Source organism: Streptomyces sp. CO7, from assembly GCF_053474865.1.
In genome coordinates, this window is sequence record NZ_JBRIOU010000004.1 from 526,828 (window position 1) to 534,413 (window position 7,586).

The window sequence follows — 7,586 nt, forward strand, 5'->3', positions numbered from 1 at the left end:
CGCCCCGCCCGCCGTCCGACCGCTGAGGGCCCGCGTGGTGCGCCGGCCCTCAGCGGTCGGACGGCGGGCGGGGCGCGGCCGGGGCGTGCGCCGAGGCCAGGGTGAGCCGGCGGCAGGCGTGGAACAGCAGCACCAGCGCTCCGGCCCCGCAGGCGATCAGCGGAACGGCGTGCGCGCCCCACACCGACACCACCGTCTCGACCGGTCCCGCGAGGAGGCCGCAGCCGGGCAGCCGGCCCGCGAACACCAGGCAGACGGTGACGATCTCGGTCCAGCCCACGGCCCGCAGCACCACGCCCGGCGCGTGGGTGAAGCCGTGCACGGTCAGCAGGCGCGCGATCAGCAGCAGGGCGCCCAGCGCGGCGGTGGCCGCGGGGGTGGAGTGCTCGTCGAGCACCACGGCGCACAGGACGGCCAGCCCGGACACCGCGGCCAGGTGCACGCCGACGACACCGAGCAGCAGCGGGCGGGCGGTGGCGGCGAACTCCTCCAGGCCACGGCTTCCGGCCAGCTTGCGGCCGACGCCGGTGCGGAAGAGGTGCGCGCTCCAGGCGGCGGGCGCGCAGGACAGCGCGAGGGCGAGCAGCGGGGCCAGGCTGATCGGCCAGTCGCCGGACTGCCCGCCGTCCGGCAGTCCGTCGGGGCCGCCGACGAGCCCGGCGTGCAGCAGCCCGTCGCCCAGCAGCGCGTAGCCCACCAGCAGGTACGCCCAGGCCCGTGCGCCCGGCGGGGTCCGCCAGTCGTGCGGTCCGGGAAGCGAGCGGCCCTCCGAGCTCAGCGGCCCGCGGCCGAGCGCCGCGCGCACGCCGGCGACCACGGCGAACAGTCCCAGCAGGCCGACCACCGGCCGCGCCTCGCCGGTGGTCCACCGCAGCGCCGCCACCGCGAGCACGCCCAGGGCGCCCGGCAACAGTGCCCTGACCGCCCACCGCGCGGGCGGCCGCCCTGCCGCCGGGGGCGGGCCACCGGGCAGCCCGTCCTCGTCCCTCCGGCCGGCCCGGGCGTACATCTCCTCGGCCAGCGAGAACACGTCCCGGTGGCGGAACCGGGCGGCGGTCCGGTCGGTGACGCCGTGCGCCTCCAGACCGGCGGCGATCTCCAGCGGGTCCACCGCCCGGTCGCACAGGTCCCGGTGCCGCAGCATCAACGCCTTCACCGGGTCGGCGCCCGCCCCCGCGACGCCCCCGCCGTGCGGGCGACGCCCCGGTGCTGCGGGGAACCCGTCGGCGGAGTCGGCCGCGTCCGTCCGGTCGGCCGGAGCGGTCCTGCCGGGGAGGGCAGGGTTGTCGGCCAAGGCACTCAGGTCGGCCGGGGCAGCCCCCTGGGGACCGCCACCCGTACCGGCCGCACCGGGCCCGTCGGCCGCACCGGGCCCGTCGGCCAGGCCGGGCCCGTCGGCCAGGCCGGGCAGCCTCGCCGAGTCGGACCCTTCGACCTCACCGACCCCGTCGGTCCTACCGAGACCGCCGACTCCGTCGACCCCATCGGCACCGACGGCTCTCTCGCGCTTGTCCAGCCCGTTCACCGGGTCACCTCCACGGAATCGGCGCCGGCGACGCGCAGCTCGGCCGGGACCGCGAACGGCCGGGGCTCGGCGGCGTCCGCCTCGGCGATGCGGCGGGCCGGGCAGCGCCCGGCGACCTCCAGGTAGATGCGGTGGAACGCCGCGACGTTCTGCTCGACGGTGAACAGCTCCATGGCCCGCGCGCGGGCCGCCTCGCCTAGCCGCTCACGGCGCTCCGGGTCGTTCAGCAACGCCGCGCAGGCCTCGGCCAGCGCCTGCGGGTCCCGGGGCGGCACCACAAGCCCCGTCCCCCCGACGACCTCCACCACCGCGCCCACGTCGGTGGAGACCGTCGCCCGGCCGCTGAACATGGCCTCGACGACGCTCACCGGGAATCCCTCCACCACGCTGGAGAGCACGACCACCTCGCCCTGCGTGTACACCTGGGCCAGCGGGGGCGCCTCGGGCCCGCTCATGTCGACGAACTCCACCGTGCCGTCGCCCGGGAACAGCCGCCCGGCCAGCTCCTCGCAGTGCAGCAGGTAGGCCGCGCCCTCCGGGTCGGGGGCGGAGCCCGCGATGCGCAGCCGCGTCCCGGGCGCCCGGAGCCGCACGGCGGCGAAGGCGTGCAGCAGCGTCACCAGGTCCTTGGACGGTTCGATCCGCCCGACCCAGACGAGGGTGCCGGGCCCGACGCGCGTCCCCGGCGCACGGCCGCCCGCTCCGGCGGGCTCCCCGGCCTCGGCGAAGCGCGCCGCCGACATGCCGGGGTACACCGTGCGGACCTTGGCCCGGTCCGCGCCGCAGCGCTCCTGCCAGCGCCGCACGTGTGCGTTGCCCGGGGTGATCATGCTCGCGCTGCGGTAGACCTCGGCGGCCAGCCGCCCGTGGAAGGCGGCCAGCAGTGCGCGGACGGCGGGGGGTGCCTCGGCGGACCCCAGGTAGTGCGCGCGCAGCGGCACGCCGTACTCGGTGACCACCAGCGGGACACCGTGGAAGTGCCGCGCCAGCAGCCCGGGAAGGGCGGCGAGCCCGCCGGCCGCGGCGTGACAGAGGTCCACCGACCCGAGCTCGCCCGCCTCGCACCAGTCCAGGGAAAGGGGGCGCAGGGCCTGCTCCAGGTGCGCGCCGACCTCCAGGAGGTCCGTCACGCGCGCCTCGCGCGCCGCCCGCGGGGCGCCGGGCGCTCGGCAGACCCGCTCCAGTGCCCGCACGGCTTCCTCGGAACGCAGCGCGGCGACCATCCCGCCTTCCTCACGGGCGAGTTCGGCCAGGCCGTACAGGGCCGAGCGGAAACGGTCCGCCTCTTCGGGGGAGGGGGCGCCCGGCCCTGCCGCCCCCGCCGGACCGGTGCACAGACCGGCGGCGAGGTCGCCGTAATGCTCGGCGAACCGGCGGCGCGCGCGGCGGCCGTACCAGGTGCCGTCGACCTCGGCCGTCCACAGCGGGGCGGTGCGCACCTGGGTGACCTGGGAGGGCAGGTCGACCCAGCCGGCCCGCTCCTGCTCCCGGTCGCGGCTGAGGGCGTACAGCCGGAACTCGTGCTGGCCGAGCCCGCGTACCAGGCGGTCGCACCAGAGCCTGGCCTCACCCGTCGCGTACGGGTAACCACCCTCCGTCAGCAGTCCGATGCGCACGCGTACATCCCCGATCTCCCCTAGGAAAGGGCCGCCGTCGACGGCGGCGGCTGGTAGCCGGGACGAACGTATGCGGATATGCGGGTGGCGCGACGGACGGTTGTCCGTCGCGCCACCGGAAGGGGTGAACGCCCGTAACTTTCCGTTTCACAAGGCGTTTTGTAGCGCACAGCGACGGTATGGTCGCGCGCCGTGCGCGCGGGGGGCGTACGGGCCGGGCGTGTGGGCCGGCTGTTCGGGTCAGCCGTTCGGGTAGGCCCAGGCGTTCGGTCTGCAGTGGATGCCGTCGTGGTCCAGGAACTTCGTCTGCTGCTGCATCACGGGAGCCAGCCCGCCGTCCTTGGCGCACTCCACATGTCCGTAGCCCAGACGGTGGCCCACCTCGTGGTTGATCAGCATCTGCCGGTACGAGTGGATGAGCTGGTCGCCGTACGTCTCCGAACCCCGCGCCCAGCGGTAGGCGTTGATCATCACGCGGGAGGTGGAGGCGGAGTCGCAGGAGACGTTGTCGACGGTGGTGTCCAGGCCGGACCGGGCGCACCACTCGGCGGTGGTGCCGGGGCTGGCCAGGGTGACCACGAAGTCGGGAGCCTTGCCGGCGCCCTTCGGGACCCGCTTGAACGCCAGGCCGTCGTGCGCCCAACTGCGGTCGTCGTTGAGCGTCTTGTGCACGGCCTCGGCGAACAGCTCGCCGTTGAGGCCAAGTTCGTCCTCGATGTCCACGCGGTAGGTGAACTCGTCGCCCTCACGCGGGGGTTCCTCGGTGCCCGGCACCGAGGTGAAGGTCCCGGGGCCCGCGAGCGTCGGGCTGAGGTCGTAGACCAGGCCCATCCGCTGCTTGTAGGAGAGACCGTCCAGGTTCCAGGCCGACGGCAGCGGGGAGGGGTCCGTGACGCCCACGGGCTGCCCCTTCTCCCCCGACGCCCCCGACACTCCGGCGGCATGCGCGCCGCGCACCGGGTGGGCCCGGTCGCCGGCGACCTGCTCGGAGACCGTGACCCCGAGGACCACCAGCACCGCGAGCGCGAGCGCGCCGGTGAACAGGCGGCCCTTCCCGCCGCGTCGCGGCCCGACGCGGAGTGCCGCGGGACCGGACGCGGAGGGCGTCCGGAACAGGTCGTCGTCATCGTCGTCCGGACCGTCCGCGGGGCCGCCGGGTCCCTCCGGATACCGGGGCCCGTCGGGGAACGCCGGACCGCCACCGGATCCGGGCCCGACGTCGAACCCCGTGCCGTTGCCGAACCCGGGACCTTCACCGAACCCGGGGCCGTCGCCGCCCTCGGGGCGGGTCGCGGCGCCGCGGCCGCCCGGCGCACCGGGCCCGGCGGACGGCCGGTAGCGGCCGCGGTCGTCGAGCGTGTCGTAGTACGGCGGCCGCTGGTCCATCGCGGCCAGGCCCTCGGTCCGGGCCACCAGGTCACGGGGCTGCTCCGCCCAGGTGTCCCAGCCGCCGTCCTGCTCCCGCGGCCCGCGCGAACCGGCGTACCCGGGCGGCCCGCCCTGGTCCGCGGACCGCGCGTCGTGACCCTGGGCGTGACCGCCGTGGTCCTGAGGCCGCCCGACCCGGGAGTGCCCGCCCTGGGGCCGCGCTCCGTGGTCCTCGGGGTGACCGCCGCGCACGGAGGGCGCGGGGGACGGCGGACCGCCCCGGCCGTGGGCTGGAGGAAGGGGCGCCCCCGGAACCTGCCGCGGGGGCGGCTCCCAGGGGCTCCAGGCGTCCTCGGCGTCCTGGACGCCATCCGCCCCGGCGGAGCCGGACGCCCCGGCGGAGTGCGACGCCCCGGCGACGCCGGCGGCGCCCCGCGGGTCGTGAGGGGCGGCCGCGGCCGGGCTCGCGGCATCTGCGGGCCTGGCCGGCCCCCGGCGACTGTGCCGTCCCACGCGCTCCCTCAGCTTTCGGTGTCTGTCACGGCCAGGACATCGTCGGTCTCGCCCGGACGGTGCTCCCAGGCGTCCCCACCGGACTCCCCGGCCGTGCCGGCGGCGGCGCCGGTGTCGGCGAGAAACTCGCGGAAGGCCCGGGCGACCGTGTCCGGGCACTCCATCATGGCCACATGTCCGGCTTCCGGCAGCGCCAGCAGCCGCGAACCGCGGAACGCGCGGGCGGCCCGGCGGGCCATCCGGAAGGAGACCAGCCGGTCACGGCCTCCGTAGACGAGCAGGGTGGGCGCGGCGACCCGCTCGGCGTGTCGCCACAGCCGGTGCCGTCCGGCCAGGGTGTACGCGTCGACCACGCCGCGGGCCGAACGGGTCATGGCGTCCCAGAAGTACGGCAGCCGCTGGCGCCGCTCCATCTCCGCCACCGCGGCGGCCAGACCCTCCTCGGTCACCCGCCCGGGGTCCCCGTAGGTCAGCCCCAGCACGCCGCGCACCCGCTGCTCGGCCGTCCATCCGCGGGTCAGGCGGGTGAACAGCGCCGTCGCACCCGGCACCGCCATCAGCCCGGTCGGCACCGCGCCGCGCTGCACGCGCAGCTCCGGCAGCGCGGGCGAGACCAGGGTCAGCGTGCGCACCAGGTCGGGGCGGAGCGCCGCGACCTTGGTGGCGACCGCGCCGCCCAGCGAGTTGCCGAAGAGATGCACCGGGCCGCGACCGGACCGCTCCAGGTAGCGGACCACGGCGCGGGTGTGGCCGGCGAGCGAGTAGTCGCCGTCGTCCGGCGGCGGCGAGTCGCCGAAGCCGGGCAGGTCGACGGCCTCGCAGTCGAGCAGGTCGTCCAGCAGCGGCATCAGCGCCGACCAGTTCTGCGAGGAACCGCCCAGCCCGTGCACGAACAGCGCCGGCTCGGCGCCCTCGCGCGAGGCCGGACGGGAGCGGACCGACAGGGTCACGCCCCGCAGCGCGACCGACCTGATCCGCTCGCCGCCCGCGGCGACCGGGCCCACCCGGGGCAGCACGGTGCCCGCGGGCGGGACGGGGGCATCGGTCGAAGACATGCGCCAATGTTACGAGACGATCACGCGCCGCCAGGTGCACCGGCGGCCTTCGGGGGTGTGGGGGCGGTCACAACGGCCGGGCCGGTGCCGTCCCGCCCGGATCGCGACGGACGGGGCGGTGCGAGCGTTCGAGCTCACCGTCGGGGAGTGCGCCGAGGATCGTGATGGCGGAGCGCTCGATGAAGCCGCGGGCCTTCGCCCTGTCCTCCTCCGTTGGCAGTGCCTCCAGGTCGCTGAGGGAGTGCGTGGTGATGATGGAGCCGACGCCCTTGTGCCAGTTGAGCCGGGTCAGCCGGTCCGTCCGCTCCACCAGACCGGGCGGGCGGCCGCGACGACGTCGTCGCTCGCGTTGTCGAGGGCGTCGATGTCGATGGAGACGGCGGGAGCATCCATGTCGACGGGGGTGGTGGTCCGGTCGTCGAACAAGCCGCGCAGGACGCCCTCGCGGATGCGGTCGAGGGTGCGGACGATGTCGGCGGTCAGGTCGACGTACTCGTTCTCGTGCCGGGCGCGCACCGCCTCGCGCATGGCCGCGTCGCCGGTCTCGATGCGGTGGATGACCTCGGGGATCACCGGCTCGACGCCCCTGCGGGCAGCCAGCACGTCCAGCGCCGCGCCGAGCGCGAGTTCCTCGGCGTCGGTGATGGGCCGGCCCCTCGAGCCGCGGGCGATGGAGCACAGCGCGAGCAGCAGCGTCAGCCGCCGCCCGCGGATTTCCTCCCGCAGCGTCTCGGCCCGCTCACGGTCACGGCACTCGAGGTCGACGAGGGCCTGGCCGAGCGGGCCGGAGTCGAGTGGGTTGATGGTCTGCAGCCCCCAGCCGACCTTCACCACCTGCCCGCCCATGGCGGTGACCAGCGGACCATACTCGCCCTTCAGGTCCCCGAGGGACAGCACGCCCGTCCCGAACGCGATCGAACCGGCCGCGATCCGCTTGCACACCGTCGACTTGCCCACGCCCGGCTCACCGAGGACGAAGACGCCGGGGTTGATGACCAGCCCACGCCGCGCCCAGTCGATCGGGTCGAGGGCCACCGACTCGCCCCACAGCATGTGCCGCCCGATCGGCACGCCGACGGAGGGCGCACCGAAGCCGGCCACGAACGGGAACAGTCCGCACGTCTGCACCGTCGTCCCCTGGTACCGCGGCGGATCCACGACGTGCGAAGCCCTGCCCCTGCCCGGACCGTGCCGACCCCAGGAAGGCGGGACTGGCCCGAAGTCGGGCATCGTCGGGTCCCCGTGCGTTGCCGCAGGGCGAGGGCGGCGGTCAGGGGAGGAGCGGAGGGGGAGCATGGGCGGGCCTCCTGTGCCATTCGTTGAGAGGAACGAACGGGGGACCGGGAGGTCACCTCTGCGGTCTGCCCTCCCGGATGCCTGCCGGCTGGCGGCCAAGCCAGGCGGCGCGGTCCGGGTCGGCTCGAGGCCAAGGGCGGTGTCGTGTCGGCCACTGGCACTCGCGGCGGCCAGCTCTCGCGTTGCCTCCGGCGGGGGCGCTCAGGCTCCGGG

6 protein-coding genes are annotated in these 7,586 nt (G+C 76.0%); all 6 read right to left on the bottom strand.

Annotated features, from left to right (window positions below; genetic code table 11):
* Nucleotides 1-49 precede the first annotated feature (49 nt).
* The 6 genes from ACOV8S_RS15200 to ACOV8S_RS15225 all read right to left on the bottom strand — a co-directional run bounded on the left by ACOV8S_RS15200 (nucleotide 50) and on the right by ACOV8S_RS15225 (nucleotide 7,205).
* Nucleotides 50-1,294, bottom strand: a complete 1,245-nt coding sequence (locus tag ACOV8S_RS15200; protein WP_448318359.1) for a hypothetical protein — start codon at nucleotides 1,292-1,294, stop codon at nucleotides 50-52.
* A gap of 227 nt (nucleotides 1,295-1,521) precedes the next feature.
* Complete coding sequence (locus tag ACOV8S_RS15205) at nucleotides 1,522-3,141, bottom strand: DUF3492 domain-containing protein (protein ID WP_448318360.1); 1,620 nt, start codon at nucleotides 3,139-3,141, stop codon at nucleotides 1,522-1,524.
* A 240-nt stretch (nucleotides 3,142-3,381) separates the two neighbouring features.
* Nucleotides 3,382-4,761 carry a DUF3152 domain-containing protein gene (locus ACOV8S_RS15210; RefSeq protein WP_448318361.1) on the bottom strand — a complete coding sequence of 460 codons (1,380 nt, stop codon included), beginning with the start codon at nucleotides 4,759-4,761 and terminating at the stop codon, nucleotides 3,382-3,384.
* A 269-nt stretch (nucleotides 4,762-5,030) separates the two neighbouring features.
* Nucleotides 5,031-6,077 carry an alpha/beta fold hydrolase gene (locus tag ACOV8S_RS15215; protein ID WP_448318362.1) on the bottom strand — a complete coding sequence of 349 codons (1,047 nt, stop codon included), beginning with the start codon at nucleotides 6,075-6,077 and terminating at the stop codon, nucleotides 5,031-5,033.
* 67 nt (nucleotides 6,078-6,144) lie between these two features.
* Complete coding sequence (locus ACOV8S_RS15220) at nucleotides 6,145-6,387, bottom strand: hypothetical protein (RefSeq protein WP_448318363.1); 243 nt, start codon at nucleotides 6,385-6,387, stop codon at nucleotides 6,145-6,147.
* Nucleotides 6,366-7,205, bottom strand: coding sequence for a hypothetical protein (locus ACOV8S_RS15225; protein WP_448318364.1), 840 nt, complete (start codon nucleotides 7,203-7,205; stop codon nucleotides 6,366-6,368). The genes ACOV8S_RS15220 and ACOV8S_RS15225 overlap by 22 nt, the downstream gene beginning before the upstream one ends.
* Nucleotides 7,206-7,586 lie beyond the last annotated feature (381 nt).